Source organism: Streptomyces sp. NPDC001832 (assembly GCF_040297265.1).
In the GTDB taxonomy this organism is placed as follows: domain Bacteria; phylum Actinomycetota; class Actinomycetes; order Streptomycetales; family Streptomycetaceae; genus Streptomyces.
Genome location: NZ_JBEOYU010000045.1, coordinates 1 through 18,610, shown reverse-complemented (window position 1 = coordinate 18,610; position 18,610 = coordinate 1). Strand labels below are relative to the sequence as shown.

Below are 18,610 nucleotides of genomic sequence, written 5' to 3'. Positions count from 1 at the left end.
CAGGGACCTGACGGCTGCCGGTTGCCGGTGCCCGGCGGGGAAGTGGTGAGCGGCCGGGGAAACCGCGCACCACTGGCTGTCGCGCCGGGCACCCCGGCGCGACTGGGGCGTGTTTCGAAAGTCCCGTCTGGTACGCACGCTCGCTGCGTTGTCGGTCGTCGGCGCAGCCCGCTGCGCTCTCCTCCCTCCGCCTTGCGATCGCACGCACCAGACGCCCCCGGCCCCCGCCCTGCGGGCGGACGACGCTACTTTCGAAACACGCCCTAGGCCGTTCCGCCCGCTTGCACCGCCTCGCGCAGGGCGTCGACGCGATCGGTGCGCTCCCAGGTGAAGTCCGGCAGCTCACGGCCGAAGTGGCCGTAGGCCGCGGTCTGGGAGTAGATCGGGCGAAGCAGGTCGAGGTCCCTGATGATCGCCGCCGGGCGCAGGTCGAACACCGCGGCGATGGCGTGCTCGATCCTGTCGACGGCGACCTTGGCGGTACCGAAGGTCTCGACGAACAGGCCGATCGGCTCGGCCTTGCCGATCGCGTACGCTACCTGTATCTCGCAGCGCGAGGCCAGGCCGGCCGCGACCACGTTCTTGGCGACCCAGCGCATCGCGTACGCCGCGGAGCGGTCCACCTTGGAGGGGTCCTTGCCGGAGAAGGCGCCGCCGCCGTGCCGGGCCGAGCCGCCATACGTGTCGATGATGATCTTCCGGCCGGTCAGCCCGGCGTCGCCCATCGGGCCACCGATCTCGAACCGGCCGGTCGGGTTGACCAACAGGCGGCAGTCGTCCGTGTCCAGCTTGATGCCGTCATCGGCCAGTTGGGCCAGGACGTGTTCGACGACGTGCCCGCGGATGTCGGCGGCGAGCAGCGAGTCCAAGTCGACATCGCGCGCGTGCTGCGAGGAGACCACGACCGTGTCCAGGCGGACCGGTCGGCTGCCCACGTATTCGATGGTGACCTGGGTCTTGCCGTCGGGGCGCAGGTAGGGGACGGTGCCGTCCTTGCGGACCTGCGTCAGGCGGCGCGAGAGGCGGTGGGCGAGCTCGATCGGCAGCGGCATCAGGGTGGGCGTCTCGTCGGTCGCGTACCCGAACATCAGGCCCTGGTCGCCCGCGCCCTGCTTGTCCAGCTCGTCACCCCCTTCGTCGCGGGAGGCGCCCTCGACGCGCTTCTCGTACGCCGTGTCAATGCCCTGCGCGATGTCGGGCGACTGCGAGCCGATGGACACCGACACGCCGCAGGAGCCGCCGTCGAAGCCCTTGGCGGAAGAGTCGTAGCCGATGTCGAGGATCTTCCGCCGCACCAGGTCGGCGATGTCGACCTGGGCGGATGTCGTCATCTCGCCCGCGATGTGCACCTGACCGGTGGTGATCAGGGTTTCGACCGCGACGCGCGAGGTGGGGTCCTGGCGCAGCAGCGCGTCGAGGATGGTGTCGCTGATCTGGTCGGCGATCTTGTCGGGATGCCCCTCGGTCACGGATTCCGAGGTGAACAGGCGGCGGGACATGACCCTCCAGACTGGTGGGTGTCGTCGTGGCTACAAGTGGTGCGCGGCGATCAGGAGGTCTTCGTCGCGCACAGAATGCCCTGCACGGGGAGGGCGTACGGCGGCAGCTCGGCGGGATCCTTGGAGATCGCCTTGGTGACCGTGAAGCCGGCTTCTTCCAGCCAACTCCGGTACGTCGACAGCTTCTGCGGCCCACCCTGGCCCATAGAGGCGCCGAGGAAGAAGCTCGGGAAGAAGTCGATGGTGTAGTTGTCGGTGTCCTTGATGTTCTCCGGGTACACCGGCACCAGGACGTTGACCTGTCCGCCGACATTCAGCGACTGGCTGACGCCGTCGAAGATCCTGAGCACGTCCCCCTTGTCGAACATGTCGATGAAGTGCTTGATCAGCACGACGTCAAAACCTTTCGGAACAGCCTTGAACACGTCACCGCCGATGAACGAGCAGTGCTCGGCCACACCGTATTCCTGGAAATTCCGCAGGCATTCCTCTTCCCGTTCGGGAAGGTCGAATGTGGTCACCCGGAGTCCGGGCGACTTCTTGAGCTTGTAGGTGTGGATCGCACCGAGGCCGGTGTTCCCGGCCAGATCGAGCACCTGCGCCCCGGAGGGGATGTCGATGTTGTCGAAGAACCAGGGGTCGATGCGCGCGGTGGTCGCGTTCATCACCTTTGCCCAAGGGTCGCCCAGGTCCCGGTGCTCGGCTGCGGCAGCGTACAGATTCCCGTCAAATCCATAGAATTTTCGCAGGCCGACGATGGTCCCGCTCCGCGCGCTCTCGGTGAGGTAGAACAGCTGCCTGAGCGTGGTGACCTTAATGAATTCCAGAAAGGCGACGACCCCCCGGAGGTCGCTGTCGGCCACGTCGGCGAGCGCGTCCAGCGAATATGCGCCACAAGCCTCGTCGTACGCGACGAAACCCTCCTTGACCAGCAGATACAGGAGTTGCTCCACGGCATCCGGCTTGGCCCCGACGATATCGCCGAGCTTGGCCGCCGTCATGCCGGGATTCTCCCGGAGCGCATCGACGACGCCGAGTTCAAAGCAGGACAGCAGATTCATGAACCGCGCGGGTCCCACCATGTATTCGCGGAAACGTGCAAGCGTTGCTTCTGCAGTCATGGACCGATCCCTTCGAGTCATGCGAAACCAATGGTGGAGCCAGGACGAACCCGGCTGATCATGCAGTCTTCGTCGCGCACAGAATGCCCTGCAGCGGGAGGGCATCCGGCGGAAGGTCGGCGGGATCCTGGGCAATCGCCTTTGTGACGGTGAATCCCGTCTCCTCCAGCCAGGCCCGGAACGTCGACAGCTTCTGCGGCCCACCCTGACCGGTGGCGCAGCCGAGGAAGAAGGACGGGTAGTAGTCAACGGTGCAGGAATCCCCGATGTTCTCGGAATATATCGGCACCAGGATGTTGACCTGTCCGCCGACATTCAGCGACTGGTGGATACCCTCCAGGATCCTGAACACATCCCCCTTGTCGAACATGTTCAGGAAGTGTTTGACCAACACGACGTCGAAGCCTTTGGGAACAGCCTTGAACACGTCACCGCCGATGAACGAGCAGTGCTCGGCCACACCGTGATCCCTGAAGTTCCGTAGGCATTCGTCTTCCTTGTCGGGCAGATCGAACGTGGTCACCCGAAGTCCGGGCGACGCCTTCATCCTGAAGGTGTGAATCGCGCCGAGACCAGTGTTTCCGGCCAGATCGAGCACCTGCGCGCCGGAGGGGACGTCGATGTTGTCGAAGAACCAGGGATCAATGCGCTCGGTGACCGAGTCCATCAACCTCGACCATGATTCGCGCAGGTCCGCGTGCACGCCCATAGCGGCGTACAGGTCCCCGTCGAACCCGTAGAGTTCGCGCAGGCCGACGACGGTCCCGGTCTGCACACTCTCGGTGAGATAGAACAACTGCCGGAGCGTAGTGACCTTGATCTTGTCCATGAAAGCGAGTACCCGCTGGAGGTCGACGTCGGCCACGTCGGCGAGCGCGTCCAGCGAATATGCGCCACAAGCCTCGTCATACGCGACGAAACCCTCCTTGACCAGCAGATACAGGAGTTGCTCCACGGCATCCGGCTTGGCCCCGACGATATCGCCGAGCTTGGCCGCCGTCATGCCGGGATTCTCCCGGAGCGCATCGACGACGCCGAGTTCAAAGCAGGACAGCAGATTCATGAACCGCGCGGGTCCCACCATGTATTCGCGGAAACGTGCGAGCGTTGCTTCTGCAGTCATGGACCGATCCCTTCGAGTCGTGCGACAGCATCGGCCACCCGACTTGGCCGGGGCTGTTCAACGAGTTGGCGCCGGCTTGGCGCCCCGTCCGCCTCTCACGACATTGGATGCGCCGTTCCCACTTCGAAGGCGTGTCGGCTGCGGTGGAGCGGGCGCGTGAGGCGTGGCGATCTGCACGATGCGGAGCGGGAGTTGATCGAGCCGCACCTACCGCTGGGGACGCCCGGGCCGATTCCCGACCTGCGCCGCTACATCAACGCGGTGATGTGAAGAGTGCGGACCGGCAGTCCTTGGCAGGACGTGCCGGAGCGCCAACAGCACAGCCGGCCACCCGCCACGGCAAGACACCCAAGAGCCGCACCGCCGGGTTCCACCTCCGCAGCTTCGCCCTCCAGCCGCACAGCCGGCCAGCCCTTCCATGATCTCAACCGCACAGACCCTAGGGCCTTTTAAGAGATTTTTCAGCGGGCGTCCCTAGCCTCAACCAGCCGATGCCCGGATGCACAGCGGACACTCAGAACGAATTCCGCAACGTGATCACACACAGCAGCTGCCCCCCGGAAAGGCTTGACATGATCAATGCATTAGTCGTCGGGAGCTCATGCCTTACGGGATCTGCCCGGTGACCAAGACTCAGTCGCCGGCCGCACACAGCGGCCCCCAGGTCGCGGTGGAATTCCGTGCGTTGGGCCCCGTGGAAGCAATGATTGCCGGCCGGCCGGTGGATCTGGGGGCACCCAAGCAGCGCACATTGCTCGCGCTGCTGGTGAGCCAGGTGGGCCAGCCGGTGACCGTGGACGTGATGATGGAAGCCCTGTGGGCCGGGCATCCGCCGCCCTCGGCGATGACCTCACTCCAGGCGTATGTGGCGAATCTGCGAAAGCTGCTGGAACCGGATCGTGCGCCGAGAAGACCGGCGACCGTGTTGCGTACGTGTACCCAGGGCTATCTGCTGGACGCCGACGCCACCGACGTCGACGCCCACAGGTTCGTCGAGCACGCCAAGGCGGGCTGGCAGGCCAGGGGCCAGGAGCACCCGCAGCGGGCGCTGAGTGAGTTCGAGGCGGCGCTGGCGCTGTGGCGGGGGCAGGCCTACCAGGAGGTGGCCGCCGTTCCTTGTGTGGTGCCGGAGGTGGCGCGACTGCAGGAACTGCAGCTGTCGGTCGTCGAGATGCGCTGCGCGGCGCTGCTGGACCTGGGAGCCAATGAGATGGCGGCGGCCGAACTGGAGGCCTTCATGAAGGCCAATCCGCTGCGTGAGTACGGCTGTGAGCTGCTGAGTCTGGCGCTGTACCGGGCCGGTCGGCAGGCCGACGCACTGGAAGTGCTGCAGACCATGCAGATACGGCTGACCGAGGAGCTGGGCGTCGATCCGCGGATGGCGCTGCAGCACCTCAGGCGGAAGATCCTGAACCAGGCCCCGTCCCTGGACCGGCACCCGACCCCGGCCCTCCCGGACTCGGCAGGGTCCAGCAGGTCGGCGGCCCCGCAGCAGGCTGGTTCGGCAGGTCTGCCGCCGGCGCCGGATGCCGACGGGGAGGTGTTCGTCGGCCGGGAGGAGGCACTGCGGCAGCTGACCAAGGCACTGGCCGCGGCACAGGCCGGCCGGGGGCGCGTGGTCACGGTGTCTGGGGAACCGGGAGCCGGAAAGACCTGTCTGCTGAGGCGCTTCGCCGAGCCGACGGGAGTGGCGGTGCTCTGGGGTACCTGCACCGAACACGTCACCGCACCGTCGCTGTGGGTCTGGGAGCAGGTGCTGCGTGCGGCGGCCACCGCTTTCCCGCAGCACTCGATACCCCGCCCGGTGTCGGAGCTGCTGGACGGGGACACCCAGCGGCCGACGGACGGCGCGGAGCCGCCCGGTGCCGCACTGCGGCGGTTCGAGGCGATCGTCCAGTATCTGACCGGCCTGTCCCGGACCGGACCGCTGGTCGTGATGCTCGACCACCTGCATCGGGCGGACCCGGGCTCCCTGCGGCTGCTGGCCCACCTGGCCGAGTCGGTGCCCGCAAGCCGGCTGCTGCTGGTCGTGTCCTACCGGTCGCACGAGGCGCCGGTCCTGGCCGAGACGCTGGCTGCCCTGGCCCGCGGGGAAATGACGCGGCTGGAGCTGGAAGGGCTGACTCCCCAGGACACCCAGGCTCTGGCGAGCGCCATCCTGCGCCGGGAAATCAGCAGCCATACCGCGGAAGGGCTGTGTGCCCGCACCGACGGCAACCCGTTCTTCCTGCGGGAGATGATCGGGCTGCTGACCGACGACCAGCGCTTGGACGATCCCCGTGCGGCCCCGGTGCCGGTCCTGGTGCGCGAGGTGGTGCTGGGACGCATCGCGCGGCTGCCCCGGTCTGCGGTCGAGGTGCTGTCGGTGGCGGCCGTCGTCGGCCGGCACTTCGACATCGCGGTCGTCGCCGACCTCGTGCCGGTCGGGATCGACGCGGCACTGGCGGCCCTCGACACCGCGATCGCGGCGGGCCTGATCATGGAAGACCAGCGGCGCCTCGGCTGGTTCCGCTTCACCCACGCCCTGGTCGCCGAGGTGTTGTACGAAACCACCGGGCGGTTGCGCCGGGCCCGTCTGCACCGGTGGATCGGTGCGGCGGCCGGCCGGGCGGGGGCGACGGAACGGGCGGCCGAAAGGGCGGCCAGGACCGCCAGGCACTTGCTACCGGCCACCGAAGGCGACCCTGCCACTGCCACCCGCGCATCGTTGTCCATCGGCGGATAAGTCAAGGAGTCCAAGCATGGTTACGGCGGAGAATGCGGCAACCTCCGATGTCCCGTTCCTCAATATCATTGAGCCAGAGTTCGACTTCGGCGCGCCCGAGGTGATGGCGGCCCAGGCGAAGAGCTGGTATGCGAACAGCCCGATGGGCCTACTCGTGCTGCGGTACGCCGAGGCCCAGGAACTCTTGCGGGACCGGCGGCTCGATCACAACGGCCGGGGCTACATGGAGCAGAACGGTGTCTTCGACGGGCCGATCTACGACTGGTTCGTCCCCATGATCAACAATCACGACGGGGAGGATCACCGGCGGCTGCGCGGCCTGGTGAGCAAGGCCTTCACCCCGCGCATGATCAGTGAGTTGCGGCCGTTCGTCCGGGCAGAGGCCGAGCGCATGGCCGAAGAGATGGCATCGGCCGGCTCGTGCGAGTTCGTCGAGAGCTTCGCGGACCCGCTGCCGCTGGCGGTCATGTGCAGGATGCTCGGCGTGCCGAGGGAGGACTACGACACGTTCCGCCTGTGGACGAACGACATCGGCCTCGTCTTCAGCATGATCCACGGCGGCGACATCGTCGCGCGCGTGGAGCGGGCTGTCGTAGGGCTGAACGGCTATATCTCCTCGCTGATGGAGGACAAGGCGAAGAACCCGGGCGATGACCTCATCTCCACACTGGTCGCCGCGCAGCGAGAAGAAGGCCAGGTCAGCGAGGACGAACTCCGCAACCTTCTCGTCACGCTGGTGTTCGCCGCCCACGACACCACCTGCCATCAGCTTTCCAATGCCATGGTCATCTTCGCCGAGCGCCCTGAGCAGTGGAACCTGCTGGCCGAGCGCCCCGAGTTGGTGCCCCAGGCCATCGAGGAGATCATCCGCTGGTCCCCATCGACGCCGATCATCTACCGGTGCGCGGCCGAGGACTTCGACTACGGAGGCCTGCACATCGAGAAGGGCACCTTTATGACGATGTGCGCACAGACCGCGCAGCGCGACCCGCGCGTCTTCGAGTACGGCGACTCGTTCGACATCACGACCAGCAGCACGGCACCCCCTCTGCTCTTCGGCGCGGGTCTGCACTACTGCCTGGGTGCCCCGCTCGCCCGTGCTGAAATGGCGGATGCGCTGTCCGCGCTGGTCAAGCGGCTGGGCCCGCCTTCCATCGTGGGCCCGGTCAGCTGGCGGCCACCGACCGGCATCCACGGTCCGGAAAAGCTCCCGCTGCGCTTCGGCGATCGCTAGTGCCGGTGGAGACACTGGTGCCCGGCCTGGCCGGAGCAGGCCGCTATCCCTGCGGCGCGGCCTTCGCCCGGGCTGCCGGGCTCGGGCCGCGGTTGCCACGAGCGGCGGAGCGAGGGGGCTGGGCGCGCATGTGGTCCCGCACCCGGGTCATGATGTCGCCAAGTCGTTCCAGCTCGTCGTCGGACAAGGGGTCGAACAACATCCGGCGGGTGACCTGGACGTGGCCGGGCAGGACGTGGTCGAAAAGGGCCCGGCCTTTGTCGGTGATGGTGACCAGGGTGGCGCGGTCGTCGTCGGGACTGCGACCGCGGGTGATGAGGCCGACCTCCTCAAGCAGACCGGCCTGGTACGTCAGGCCACTGCGGCTGTAGACGACACCGTCGGCGAGTTGCGTCATGGTCATGCGGCCGTGGGACGTGGCGAGGCGGGCCAGGAGCTGGAACTGCACATAGCTGAGGTCGCCCTCGGCACGCAGCTGTTGCTCGACCTGGTGCTGGAGCAGGCTGACGGCTTCCATGAGTGCGAAGTACGCCGCCAGCTGCTGGGGATCGAGTGCGCCAGCGCTGTCCGCGTCGGCGGCCGAGTGGGAGCCGCTCATCCAATGAGCGTACCTGCTGCCCGAATCAACGAAGAGGTGTGCTTCGAACTCGAAGCACACTACTATGATTGCTTCGAGTTCGAAGCAATCGAGAGAAGCGGTGATGACGATGAAGGCGATGCGTTACCACTCCTACGGGGCCACGGACGTCCTCGTTTTCGAGGAGGCGGACCGGCCGACGGCAGGTGAGGGCCAAGTCGTACTGCGGGTGGCCGGTGCCGCGTTCAACCCGGTGGACGCCTCGATCCGCGCCGGCTACTTCCCGAAAGTGTTTCCGCTGGTCCTGCCGCATGTTCCGTGCTACGACGTGGCTGGTGTCATCACCGAGGTCGGCGAGGGCGTGAGCGGTTGGAGCATCGGGGACGCGGTGGTGGCATGGCTGCCGATCGCCTCGCCCGGCGCGGCTGCCGAATACGCCGTCGCACCGGCCGAGACGCTGGCGAAAGCTCCCCGCACCGGTGAACTCGCGGACGCCGCGGCGCTGCCCTCGGTCGGGCTGACTGCCTGGCAGGCCTTGTTCGAGCACATCGGCCTGAAGCCGGAGCAGAGCATCCTGATCAACGGCGCGGGCGGCGCGGTGGGCGGATACGCCATCCAGCTCGCGGCACAGGCCGGCGCGGTCGTGACCGCGACCGCCAGCGCGCGCAGCCGCGACCGCGTCCAGTCCTACGGCGCGGACCAGATCATCGACTACACCGCCACCCCTCTCCAGGAGGCGGTGGCCGGGCAGCAGTTCGATGCGGTACTGAACCTGGTATTCCTCGGCCCGGAGGAGCTCGCGCGCCTGGTAGACCTGGTCGTCGACGGCGGAGCCTTTGCCAACACCATCCCCCCGGGCCTGCAGGACATCGAGCGCGGGGTGCGGAACCTGCAGGTCTTCGGGCGCAGCGACGCCGGCCAGCTCGCCGAGCTGGTCAGCCGCGTGGATGCCGGAGAACTGAAGATCCACGTGGCCCAGCGCCAGCCGCTGCCCGAGCTGAGAGCCGTCCACGAGGCGGCCGCCGCCGGAGAACTGCCCGGCAGGACCGTCCTGATCCCCTGAGCCCTTCACGTCCTATAAGGAGCAACCTGCCCATGCCATCGACATTACGATCGGACGCTGTCGCCTCGACCCTGAACCAGCTGCTGGCCACCGAGGAAAAGCAGGATCTGGTGGCCGCCTTCGCTGATGCCGGCGTGGACATGGCTGGCGATTACCCCATCGAGCTGAGCGCCGCCGAGCTGGCGGAACGCACGAAGGACATCATCATGTCGGTGTCCAGGGAGGGCGGGGACCTGCTGTACCTGCTCACCCGGGCGGTCAGTGCACGAACGGTGGTGGAGTTCGGCACCTCTTTCGGGATTTCGACGCTTTATCTGGCGTCCGCGGTACGCGACAACGGCGGCGGTCAGGTGATCACGACCGAGCTGCAGCAGGACAAGGCACGCCGCGCACAGGAGAGTTTCGCCGCCGCCGGCCTCGCCGACCTCATCGAGCTGCGGCTCGGCGACGCGCGGGAGACGCTGCGGGAACTCCCCGGACCGGTCGACCTGCTGCTGCTGGACGGATGGCTCGACCTGCGGCTGCCGATCCTCAGCGTCGTGGAGCCCCGGCTGAGACCCAGCGCCCTGGTGATCGTCGATGACATCGACCTCGACATCGGCCGGGGCTTTTACCAGGATTTCCTGGACCATATCAACGACCCGGCCAACGGATACCTTTCCGTAAGGCTCCCGGTCCACCAGGGGGTTCAGGTGTGCCTCAAGCTCGGCTGACGCAGGGCAGTCGATGATGCACATCAGGGTCCTGGGGCCGCTGTCGATCCATCACGGCGCCGTCGAGATAACACCCACCGCGCAGAAGCCACGCACCCTGCTTGCGCTTCTGCTGCTCAACCATGAGCAGGTCGTGCCCGTCTCGGAAATGATGGACGAGCTGTGGAAGGGCGCCCCGCCCAAGAACGCGCGCGCGGCACTGCAGATCTATGTGTTCCACCTGCGGAAGAGGCTGGCCCAGTGCTCCGGGTCCCCTTCCGCGGAGGTGGCCCAGACCATGCTGCAGACGGTGCAGAACGGGTACCGGTTAGCCGTCGAGCCCAGGCAGTTCGACCTGGAGATCCACCATCGGCTCCAAAGGGAAGGTGGCCATGCCATGGCGGCCGGCGATTTCCGCTCGGCCGCCATGCACTTCCGCGAAGCCCTGAACCTGTGGCACGGACCCATGATGAGCGATGTGGAACCGGGCACCAGGATCCGCGCCGAGGCCGCCGCGCTGGAGCAGTCCCGGATGACGATGCTGGACTACCGCATCGAACTGGACCTGAAGCTGGGCCTGCACCGCCAGATCCTCAGCGAACTCGCGGTGCTGACCTCACAGAACCGTTTCCATGAGAATTTCCACGCCCAGTACATGATCGCGCTGTACCGGTCGGGATACCGCATCCGTGCGTTGGAGTTATTCCACAAGCTACGGCGCAACCTGCTCGACGAGTTCGGTCTCGAGCCTTCTCCCAAGCTCAAGGAGTTCCACCAGTCGGTGCTGACCCTTGACCCCGCCCTCGATGACGCGGAGGTGGTGACGCCGCCTCCGCGGCCGGCGGCGGACCTGCCGGAGATACCGGCACTGGCGAGCTCGTTCTGACAACCAGCGGTGGACGCGGCTGGGTGCCCAGCGAGCCCATGGGCGCAGCAATGCCGCCAGTGCGGCAGGCAACGCGTCTGCCCCATCTGCCGGGGCGGGGGCGAGCTGGCCGTCTCCCAGATGTCGCCGTACCAGCTGACCTACTACCCCGAACTGAGCCAGTAGCCGCTATGACCTGTTCGAAACTGGATCAAGAACGTGCGGTGATCGCCTCTCATGGCTCGGGCAGATCTGACAGACGCTCTTGACCATCAACAGGCGGCTGTCTCCGCTGCCGCGAGCACGGCCCGGACGCTGTCATCGACGAGGCGCTCAGCACGCTCCCTGGATATCGCCTCGTCGATGTAAGTGAAGTTCCACGACAACTGGTCGTGGCTGGTGGTAACCGATGAGGCGAAGTAGCCGACCACCGAAATACCGCCCACGAACTGCGCCCCGGACAATCCCCACGCACCCAGCTTCCCGGGAAAGTCGAACCGCCCGATGTTGGACACAAAGAAGTTGAAAGAGCCGTGCTCCTCAATGTATTGGACCAACGGCCCGCTGTCAGCGACGCCGGTCGGCCCCTGGTCGGCGAGGAGGCTGAACACCGAATACTGCTCGCCGCGTTGCCTGCGCGCCGCGATGTCGCGATTGATGAATCGGGCCATCGACCATAGATCCCCGGGCTGATAGCGGACCACGGAGTGCACCGCCGACACGTAGCAGCCGACCTCGTCCTCGGACACCGGCCGCTCGAGTTCATCCCGGAAGGCGACCGGAGAGCCCACTGCGAAATGCGCGGGCGGCGGGGCGCCGGCGTCACGTGCCACGGCACAGGCCATCGCCGCGGCCAGCACGCCGTGCAAGGTGACGCCCTCGCGCCGGCACGCCGTCGCGAGGCTCTGCAGTACGCGACTTCCGAGGAATCGGTGCAGCAGCCGGGTCCGGCGCTGGTGGAACGGCACGAATCGCTCGGGCTCCAGCCGGCCCACCTCGCCCGGGTCTGCCTCGGGTCCGTCCCCGTCGGCCGCGGCCTTGTCCGGCAGGATGCCCGACATCACGCGGTAGTGCGCCGGGAAGAGGGCTTCGACCGGGACCGGGACCGGGGTGGAGCCATTCTCCGCAGGGCTCCGGCCGGGCACCGGCGGCTCGGCGGCGAGCCGGACCCACTGCCGCAGCAGCGCGAGCGCGGTGGTCCCGTCCGAGATGCAGTGCGGGACGGTGATGACGAGATCGTGGATCTGCCCCGGCTGCCCGATGACAACGGCGCGAGCGAGCGGACCGGACCGCCAGTCGATCGGCTCCGCCAGCTCGTGGCCGTCCACCTCACGCACCCATCGCGAATCATCGGATTCGCTCAGCGTCACCTCGCGCAGTGGAATCGCGTTACTCGTCGGCACGAACCGCGCTCCGGTGCCGCTCGAGTCCGACGGCTCTTCCGTTATGGCCAAGCGCAACATCGGATGCCGGGCCTGAAGCGCGCCGAGCGCATTGCGCAGAACCGCTGCGGGTAGCTCACCCTCAATACGGACCCGGGCGCAGACATTGAGCGTGGAAAGCTGGTCGATAATCCAGTACCAGCGTTCCGCCGGGCTCAACGCCCGCGTTAAGGCAGTCGGTGTATTCATACTGGCCCCCAACCACTGTCAGAACACCGCATAGTCCACTGACCTGAGCGGTCACGCGACAGGAGACTAGCAAGCCCACAAGAGGCGTCAATCAAACACCAAGTGGCATGAGTCACAAATCCCAGAACCGGAAATTATAGGCGCCATTAACTGATTCTCAAGCGGGTCGTGCTGGCATTCGCTTCATTCCCATGCCCTGAAATTCAGTCGGCATCCAGTCAGCCAGGAGGCGCATCACCATGACCGACTCGACGGTCGACCAGACCTCCCCCCCTCTCATCCACATCGATCCCCTGGGAACCGACCGCCATGGCGAGGCGGCCCGGATGCGCGAACTCGGCCCGGTTGTCCGCGCAGAGCTTCCCGGTCGCGTCCGGATGTGGGTGGTCACCGACTACGCGCTGCTCGCCGAGCTCGCCGCCGACCCGAGGGTGGGCCGGGACTGGCGCAACTGGGATGCCCTGCAACGCGGCGAGATCCCCGACGACTGGCCACTGCTCAGCATGATCCGGCTCAACAACGCGATGGCCCGCGACGGCGCGGAGCACCGTCGGCTGCGCCGCCCGCTGACCCGCTCGTTCACTCGTACGCGAGTCGAGCGCCTGCGACCGCGCATCGATCAGATCGTGACCACGATGCTGGACGGTTTGCCCGGCCAGGTCGGACCGGATGGCACCGTCGACCTGCGGCAGCACTACGCCTACCCATTTCCCATGCAGGTGATATGCGAGCTCATAGGCGTACCCGAACCGTGGTGGCCGCGGTTCCGCGAGCTCATCGACACCGTCGTACGGGCCGACACGACTGCCGAGCAGTTCCTCGCCACCCAGCAGGAGCGGCACGAACTGTGGCAGCGGCTCTTCGCCATGCGGCGCGCCGAACCGGCCGACGACCTGACCAGCGCGCTGCTCGCCGACAACGACGAGGACGACGCACTCACCGACGACGAGCTCGAGGACACGCTGTGGATGCTCATCGGCGCCGGCCATGAGACCTCGATCAGCCTGATCACCAACGCGACGCGGGCGCTGCTCACCCACCCGGACCAGCTGGCCGTCGCCCGCGACGGCGACAGCGAAACGTGGAGCAAGGTCATCGAAGAGACCCTGCGCTGGGATGCCCCGGTCGGCAACTTCCCGGCCAGGTTCCCGGTCGAGGACATCACTGTGGCCGGTGTCACCATCCCCAAGGGCGACGGCATCCTCGCGCCCTGGAGCGGGGTCAACCGCGACCCGGCGCAGTACGGCGAGGACGCCGACCGGTTCGACATCAACCGACCGGTCAAGAAGCACATGGCGTTCGGCGGCGGACCCCACGTCTGCATCGGACCCGCCCTTGCCCGGTTCGAGGCGATGGCGGCTCTGCCCCCGCTGTTCGCCCGCTATCCGGGCCTACGGCTCGCCGCCGACCCCGCCGAGCTGAGCGCGGTTCCGTCGATCTTCTCCAACTCCGTCAGCAGCCTGCCGGTGTATCTCGGCCCGGCGAAGGACTGAGCCTGGATCCACGTACGCCGTCAAAGCGCCGGCTGACCGGACGGTGCCGGCTGCCGACCTCCCAGGGCAATACATCTAAGGCTGTGCCGTAATTCCTGGTGGCCGTGCGCTTGCCAGGAATTACGGCACAGCCCTTAGTTCATGTACTGGCAAATACCCCGCGGCAGGTAGACCCCGTGCCCGGACTTCCCCACATACACACGGTTATCGATCACTGGAACCCCCCGAGACAGCACAGTCTCAACCCGTCCCATCACGCGCTTGCCCTCGTAGGCCGAGTAGTCGACATTCATGTGATGTGTCTCGGCGGACATGATCTGCTCGGTATTCGGGTCGTAAATGACGATGTCGGCGTCCGCACCGGGAGCAATCGTTCCCTTCTTCGGATACAGACCGAACATCCTGGCTGGCGCGGCGCAGGCGATATCGATCCAGCGTTGACGGCTGATGTGCCCGTCGACGACGGCCTGGTGCAGCAGGTCCATGCGGTTCTCAACACCCGGCATGCCATTCGGGATCTTTGAGAAATCCCCCCGCCCCATCTCCTTCTGCCCCTTGAAGCAGAAAGGGCAATGGTCCGTGGACACCACCTGTAGATCATTCGTCCGCAACCCGCGCCACAACGCCTCCTGATGTTCCTTCGGGCGCAGCGGCGTGGAACAAACGTACTTCGCACCTTCGAATTCCGGTTCAGCAAGGTTGTCGGTCGAAAGAAAGAGGTACTGCGGACACGTCTCACCGAACACGGGAAGGCCCTCGTCCCGCGCTCGCGCCAGTTCGGCAACGGCCTCCTGAGCTGATACGTGCACTACGTAGAGAGGGGATCCCGCCACCTGGCTCAGCTTGATCACCCGATGCGTCGCCTCCGCCTCAAGAAGCGCCTTTCGAACTTCGCCGTGATAGCGCGGATCCCTATCACCCCGCGCCAGCGCCTGCTCCACCAGCACGTCGATCGCGAGACCGTTCTCCGCGTGCGTCATTACCAGCCCACCGTTCGAGCCTGCACGCTGCATGGCTCGAAGAATCTGACCGTCATCAGAGAGAAAAACACCGGGGTATGCGGTAAAGAGCTTGAACGATGTAACGCCGGCCGAGACGAGCTCATCCATCTCCCTGAGTGAGGACTCGTTCACATCGGACATGATCATGTGGAACCCATAATCGATCGCACACTTTCCATCCGCCTTCTCATTCCAGGCATCAAGCCCTTCACCGAGAGATCCGCCCTTGGACTGGATCGCGAAATCGATGATGGTTGTTGTGCCGCCCCACGCCGCGGCCCGAGTCCCGGTCTCGAATGTGTCGGAAGCGAACGTGCCGCCGAACGGCATCTCCATGTGCGTATGCGCGTCGACACCGCCCGGGATGACGTATTTGCCGTTGGCGTCGATCCTCCGGTCGGCGCTCCAGCTCTTGACCGCGTCGGTGTCGTGCGCTGCGAGGGCGGCGATGCGGCCGCCCTCGATGAGTACGTCGGCATGGATCTCGTCGGACGCGGTGATCACGAGACCACCGTGGATGACGGTGCTGTTCATGTACCCCTCCTCACTGCGGCGGAATGGGTCTGTGCACGTGGACAAGGTGCGTGGTGAAGAACGTAGAAGTGGGTTACCCACTGTGGCAATACCGCTGAGGCCAACCACTGAAGACGTTTCTGTTTCTCTCGCCCGGCACTCCACCGGCCCACAGTGCGACGCGGCTCGGCATCGTTCCCGGGCCGGGAACGGCGCCGAGCCGCGTCGGTGACGTTCGAGGGACGCTGCTTCTCATCCCACCGACCGCAGAGCCTCGGCCAGGATCTCCGCGCCCTCCTCCGCCTCCGGGATGGTCAGTGAGAGCGGTGGCGCAATCCGCAGCACGCTGGTGTTGTGACCGCCACCCTTGCCGATGAGCAGGCCGCCCTCGCGGGTTGCTTCGAGCATGGCGGCGGCCGCCTCCGGGTTCGCCTCGTCGGTGCCGGGCTTCACGAGCTCGATGCCGATCATCAGTCCCCGGCCGCGTACCTCCCGTACACACTCCGAAGCCGCGCCGATCGCACGCAGTCGCTCGAGCAGCAGTCCGCCGACGCGCCGGGCGTTGCCCTGCAGATCGTGTTCGAGGAGGTACGAAAGGTTGGCGAGGCCCGCCGCCATGGTGACCGGGGAGCCGCCGAAGGTCGAAATGGAGTTGGCGTCGAGGCAGTTCATGACCTCGGAGCGGGCCACGACACCGCCGATCGACATGCCGTTGCCGATGCCCTTGGCGAAGGTGAGGATGTCCGGCGGCCCGTTCTCGCCGTGTGCCTGCCAGCCCCAGAAGTGTTCGCCGGAGCGGCCCCAGCCGGTCTGCACCTCGTCGGAGATCCACAGGATGCCGTGGCGGTCGAGGACCCGGCGGAAGGCCGCATACAGACCGTCGGGCGGCGAGGTGAACCCGCCTACTCCCTGGATGGGTTCGGCGATCAGGGCGGCGGGCTCGCGGGTATGGCCGAGCAGGTCCTCCAGATCGGCGACACAGGCCGCGATGAAGGCTGCGTCGCTGAGGTGCGCGTACGGCCCCCGGGTGCGGACGCCGCCGTGCACGTACAGCGTCTGCAGCGGGGACAGATTCGTGGGCGACCAGGCGCTGTTACCGGTGATGGAGACCGTGGAGAAGGATCTGCCGTGGTAGCTGTTGCGCATCGCGAGGATCTGGTTCGACCTGCGGTACGTGGTGGCGAGCAGCAGGGCCGTGTCGTTGGCCTCCGTACCGGAGGTGGTGAAGAAGACCCTGGCGTCCGGGATGCCGGAGAGCGTGGCGATGCGTTCGGCCAGCTCGACCATCGGCCGGTTGAGGTAGAGCGTGGAGGAGTGGATGATCCGCCCGGCCTGCTCGCTGACCGCCTTGGTCACCTCGGGCAGGGCATGGGCGGTCATGGTGGTGAGGATGCCGCCGAAGAAATCGAGGTAGCGCCTGCCTTCGGCGTCCCAGACATGGCGGCCCTCGCCGTGGGTGATCTCCAGGGGGTTCTTGTAGTAGATCGCCAGCCAGTCGGGGCTGACGGCGAGATGGCGTTGGTGCAGACTGCTCACGGCTCCACCAGTCCTTCGTATGCGTCGGGACGGCGGTCCCGGTAGAACGCCCACTGCTGGCGGACCTCGTCGATGAGACCGAAGTCGAGGTCGCGGACGAGGAGTTCCTCCTCCTTGTCGCTGGCGACCTCGCCGACGAACTGACCGCGCGGGTCGACGAAGTAGCTGGTTCCGTAGAAGTCGTTGTCGCCGTACTCCTCCTGGCCGACGCGGTTGATCGCGGCGATGAAGTACTCGTTGGCGACGGCCGACGCGGGCTGTTCCAGCTGCCAGAGATAGCCGGAGAGGCCGCGCGAGGTGGCAGACGGGTTGTACACCAACTGGGCACCTTTGAGACCGAGTTGACGCCACCCCTCCGGGAAGTGTCGGTCGTAGCAGATATACACACCGACCTTGCCGACGGCGGTGTCGAAGACCGGCCAGCCGACGTTTCCGGGCTTGAAGTAGTACTTCTCCCAGAACCCCTTGACCTGCGGGATGTGATGCTTGCGGTACTTGCCGAGATAGGAACCGTCGGCGTCGATGACGGCGGCGGTGTTGAAGTAGAAGCCGGACTGCTCGACCTCGAAGACCGGCGCAACGATCACCATGCCGGTCTCGCGGGCGAGTTCCCGCATCCGCCGGACGGTCGGCCCATCCGGGACGGCCTCGGCCCAGCGGTAGTGCTCGGGTTCCTGCACCTGACAGAAGTAGGGGGCGTTGAACACCTCCTGGAAGCCGATGATCTTCGCGCCCTGGCGGGCGGCCTCGCGCGCATGCTCCTCATGCTTGGCGATCATGGATTCGGTGTCGCCGGTCCAGGTCGCCTGGACGAGTGCGGCGCGTACGACTTGGGACATGAGCTGCTCCTTCGACAGGGCGTCAGAGAGCCTCAACGCGTTTCTACGCCCGTAGACACGTGCGTAGAGGAGAACGTAAGCCCCGTCACACAGCGGGGCAAGACCATCGCCGTGAACCGGCAGAGTCGATCACGTTTCATACCCGCGCGGTCCACACGTTCATTCACCTTCCAGCTCGGCGGTGGCAGCCTCTCGACGTGGCGGCACCCGCCACCCAGGCACCGCGGAGCCCCGCAGCCCGGTCCCGGGCCCTGGCCAAGGACCGGCTCTACCCGGCCAGCGGCACCACGCACGGCTCCGGGGCGCAGCGGGCCAGCAGTTCGTCCATCGAGAGTCCGAGCGCCCCGGCCAGCGCCGCGACGGTGAAGAAGGCGGGGGTCGGGGCGCGGCCCGTCTCGATCTTGCGCAGCGTCTCGGCGGAGATTCCGGCGCTCGCCGCGATCTCGGTCATGCTGCGCCCGCCGCGTGCCTCGCGGAGCAGCGCTCCGAGGCGTTCGCCGCGACGGCGCTCTTCCGGGGTCAGGGGCGTTCGTACCATGCCGTCATTCTAATACCGCCGGGGCCGGTATAGTAATTGGCATGGTGCAGCTCAAGACAGACACATCCATCGGATAGCTAGCGAGGGGACCCGTGCCTTTAGGCATGGGGGGAATCGTTTCTCAGGACTGCTCTGACCTCAACTGTCCCTACGGATCTGC

At 66.5% G+C, this 18,610-nt stretch carries 15 protein-coding genes; 6 read left to right on the top strand and 9 right to left on the bottom strand.

Features of this window, described 5'->3' with window-relative positions; all coding sequences use genetic code 11:
* Positions 1 to 263: 263 nt before the first annotated feature.
* From metK to ABT115_RS26095, 3 genes are read right to left on the bottom strand one after another with little or no spacing between them, the layout of a single operon-like run.
* On the bottom strand, positions 264 to 1,499 hold the full coding sequence (gene metK / locus ABT115_RS26105; protein ID WP_351794439.1) for a methionine adenosyltransferase: 1,236 nt from the start codon (positions 1,497 to 1,499) through the stop codon (positions 264 to 266).
* A 50-nt stretch (positions 1,500 to 1,549) separates the two neighbouring features.
* Entirely contained in the window at positions 1,550 to 2,620 is a 1,071-nt protein-coding gene (locus ABT115_RS26100) for a methyltransferase (RefSeq protein ID WP_351794437.1), read from the bottom strand.
* Between the two features lie 58 nt (positions 2,621 to 2,678).
* On the bottom strand, positions 2,679 to 3,743 hold the full coding sequence (locus ABT115_RS26095) for a methyltransferase (RefSeq protein WP_351794434.1): 1,065 nt from the start codon (positions 3,741 to 3,743) through the stop codon (positions 2,679 to 2,681).
* A 622-nt stretch (positions 3,744 to 4,365) separates the two neighbouring features.
* Here ABT115_RS26095 and ABT115_RS26090 point away from each other — a divergent pair.
* The gene (locus tag ABT115_RS26090; protein ID WP_351794431.1) at positions 4,366 to 6,468 is read left to right on the top strand and encodes an ATP-binding protein; all 2,103 of its coding nucleotides are present in this window, start codon (positions 4,366 to 4,368) and stop codon (positions 6,466 to 6,468) included.
* Between the two features lie 16 nt (positions 6,469 to 6,484).
* On the top strand, positions 6,485 to 7,702 hold the full coding sequence (locus ABT115_RS26085; protein ID WP_351794429.1) for a cytochrome P450: 1,218 nt from the start codon (positions 6,485 to 6,487) through the stop codon (positions 7,700 to 7,702).
* A 43-nt stretch (positions 7,703 to 7,745) separates the two neighbouring features.
* On the opposite strand, the gene ABT115_RS26080 is transcribed toward ABT115_RS26085, so the two are convergent.
* Positions 7,746 to 8,300, bottom strand: a complete 555-nt coding sequence (locus ABT115_RS26080; RefSeq protein WP_351794426.1) for a MarR family winged helix-turn-helix transcriptional regulator — start codon at positions 8,298 to 8,300, stop codon at positions 7,746 to 7,748.
* Between the two features lie 103 nt (positions 8,301 to 8,403).
* Here ABT115_RS26080 and ABT115_RS26075 point away from each other — a divergent pair, with 103 nt between their 5' ends.
* The 3 genes from ABT115_RS26075 to ABT115_RS26065 are packed head-to-tail and all read left to right on the top strand — an operon-like array spanning position 8,404 to position 10,920.
* Positions 8,404 to 9,342 (top strand): NADP-dependent oxidoreductase, encoded by a 939-nt coding sequence (locus tag ABT115_RS26075; protein WP_351794423.1) that lies wholly within the window; start codon positions 8,404 to 8,406, stop codon positions 9,340 to 9,342.
* Between the two features lie 32 nt (positions 9,343 to 9,374).
* Positions 9,375 to 10,055, top strand: a complete 681-nt coding sequence (locus tag ABT115_RS26070; RefSeq protein ID WP_351794420.1) for an O-methyltransferase — start codon at positions 9,375 to 9,377, stop codon at positions 10,053 to 10,055.
* 13 nt (positions 10,056 to 10,068) lie between these two features.
* On the top strand, positions 10,069 to 10,920 hold the full coding sequence (locus ABT115_RS26065; RefSeq protein ID WP_351794417.1) for an AfsR/SARP family transcriptional regulator: 852 nt from the start codon (positions 10,069 to 10,071) through the stop codon (positions 10,918 to 10,920).
* 251 nt (positions 10,921 to 11,171) lie between these two features.
* Here ABT115_RS26065 and ABT115_RS26060 read toward each other — a convergent pair whose 3' ends face one another.
* On the bottom strand, positions 11,172 to 12,500 hold the full coding sequence (locus ABT115_RS26060) for a condensation domain-containing protein (RefSeq protein ID WP_351794414.1): 1,329 nt from the start codon (positions 12,498 to 12,500) through the stop codon (positions 11,172 to 11,174).
* Between the two features lie 269 nt (positions 12,501 to 12,769).
* On the opposite strand from ABT115_RS26060, the gene ABT115_RS26055 reads away from it, so the two are divergent.
* A complete protein-coding gene (locus ABT115_RS26055; RefSeq protein ID WP_351794411.1) occupies positions 12,770 to 14,023 on the top strand; it encodes a cytochrome P450 family protein in 1,254 nt (417 codons plus the stop codon).
* A gap of 134 nt (positions 14,024 to 14,157) precedes the next feature.
* On the opposite strand, the gene hydA is transcribed toward ABT115_RS26055, so the two are convergent.
* The 4 genes from hydA to ABT115_RS26035 form a co-directional block, all read right to left on the bottom strand.
* A complete protein-coding gene (hydA, locus tag ABT115_RS26050; protein WP_351794408.1) occupies positions 14,158 to 15,558 on the bottom strand; it encodes a dihydropyrimidinase in 1,401 nt (466 codons plus the stop codon).
* Between the two features lie 231 nt (positions 15,559 to 15,789).
* The gene (locus ABT115_RS26045; protein WP_351794406.1) at positions 15,790 to 17,073 is read right to left on the bottom strand and encodes an aspartate aminotransferase family protein; all 1,284 of its coding nucleotides are present in this window, start codon (positions 17,071 to 17,073) and stop codon (positions 15,790 to 15,792) included.
* Positions 17,070 to 17,912 carry a nitrilase-related carbon-nitrogen hydrolase gene (locus ABT115_RS26040; protein ID WP_351794403.1) on the bottom strand — a complete coding sequence of 281 codons (843 nt, stop codon included), beginning with the start codon at positions 17,910 to 17,912 and terminating at the stop codon, positions 17,070 to 17,072. The genes ABT115_RS26045 and ABT115_RS26040 overlap by 4 nt, the downstream gene beginning before the upstream one ends.
* A 268-nt stretch (positions 17,913 to 18,180) precedes the next feature.
* On the bottom strand, positions 18,181 to 18,450 hold the full coding sequence (locus tag ABT115_RS26035; RefSeq protein ID WP_351794400.1) for a helix-turn-helix domain-containing protein: 270 nt from the start codon (positions 18,448 to 18,450) through the stop codon (positions 18,181 to 18,183).
* Positions 18,451 to 18,610 lie beyond the last annotated feature (160 nt).

Coding starts and splice junctions, on each gene's coding strand:
- ABT115_RS26095 (WP_351794434.1), bottom strand. CDS start 3,743: ATGACTGCAGAAGCAACGCTCGCACGTTTCCGCGAATACATGGTGGGA.
- ABT115_RS26080 (WP_351794426.1), bottom strand. CDS start 8,300: ATGAGCGGCTCCCACTCGGCCGCCGACGCGGACAGCGCTGGCGCACTC.
- ABT115_RS26035 (WP_351794400.1), bottom strand. CDS start 18,450: ATGGTACGAACGCCCCTGACCCCGGAAGAGCGCCGTCGCGGCGAACGC.
- ABT115_RS26085 (WP_351794429.1), top strand. CDS start 6,485: ATGGTTACGGCGGAGAATGCGGCAACCTCCGATGTCCCGTTCCTCAAT.
- hydA (WP_351794408.1), bottom strand. CDS start 15,558: ATGAACAGCACCGTCATCCACGGTGGTCTCGTGATCACCGCGTCCGAC.
- ABT115_RS26070 (WP_351794420.1), top strand. CDS start 9,375: ATGCCATCGACATTACGATCGGACGCTGTCGCCTCGACCCTGAACCAG.
- metK (WP_351794439.1), bottom strand. CDS start 1,499: ATGTCCCGCCGCCTGTTCACCTCGGAATCCGTGACCGAGGGGCATCCC.
- ABT115_RS26075 (WP_351794423.1), top strand. CDS start 8,404: ATGACGATGAAGGCGATGCGTTACCACTCCTACGGGGCCACGGACGTC.
- ABT115_RS26055 (WP_351794411.1), top strand. CDS start 12,770: ATGACCGACTCGACGGTCGACCAGACCTCCCCCCCTCTCATCCACATC.
- ABT115_RS26065 (WP_351794417.1), top strand. CDS start 10,069: ATGATGCACATCAGGGTCCTGGGGCCGCTGTCGATCCATCACGGCGCC.
- ABT115_RS26040 (WP_351794403.1), bottom strand. CDS start 17,912: ATGTCCCAAGTCGTACGCGCCGCACTCGTCCAGGCGACCTGGACCGGC.
- ABT115_RS26100 (WP_351794437.1), bottom strand. CDS start 2,620: ATGACTGCAGAAGCAACGCTTGCACGTTTCCGCGAATACATGGTGGGA.